The sequence below is a fragment of the Marichromatium sp. AB31 genome (genome assembly GCF_003718685.1).
Classification (GTDB): Bacteria; Pseudomonadota; Gammaproteobacteria; order Chromatiales; family Chromatiaceae; genus Marichromatium; species Marichromatium gracile.
On sequence record NZ_RHFI01000058.1, the window covers coordinates 1 to 603 of the forward strand.

Consider the following 603-nt stretch of genomic DNA (forward strand, 5'->3'; position numbering starts at 1 on the left):
GAAAACCATCTGGGTGCACTCTGGAACTTCATTCATCACTACAACGCTACGATGTGCGTGTGATTCATTGCGGGAAAGCTCAAAAACATCGAGCGATTCAAAATCCTATCAGTCAGGGCACTACCCGATAACTCATGCCGCTGCTCAGCGCATCGCTCATGAAATCGGCCGACCATTGCAGGTTGGGACGGATCGGTTGCACCAGTGGTTGCGGCGGGCGGAGCGCCCGGAGCCGCTTGCGCCGACGCCGCAGATTGAGCTTGAGCGCGCAATACACCCGCCAGACCCGCTTGTGGTTCCAGGGATGTCCGGCGCGGCGCAGCCGCACATAGAGCTTGCGGAACCCGGCGGATGGATGACGCTCGGCCAGCGCGCTCAGCGCCTTGATCAGCGGCCCGTCGTCACGCGGGCGGGCGTGATAGTCAAGCACCGAACGGCTCAGCCCGAGCAGTCGACAGACGCGCCGCTTGCTCACACCCTCGGCCATGGACTCACCCGCCAGGGCGCGCCGCGCCCTGGCGCTCAGAGCTTTTTTTCGACGATCTCCTTCAGGATCTTGTGATCCAGGCTCAGATCCGCGTACATGTGCTTGAGCCGGCGATT

The 603-nt window shown here is 61.9% G+C and carries 1 protein-coding gene; it reads right to left on the reverse strand.

What is annotated here, in order from left to right; genetic code table 11:
• Positions 1 to 112: 112 nt before the first annotated feature.
• Positions 113 to 487 carry an IS3 family transposase gene (locus EBL84_RS16720; RefSeq protein WP_123141808.1) on the reverse strand — a complete coding sequence of 125 codons (375 nt, stop codon included), beginning with the start codon at positions 485 to 487 and terminating at the stop codon, positions 113 to 115.
• Positions 488 to 603: the final 116 nt, after the last annotated feature.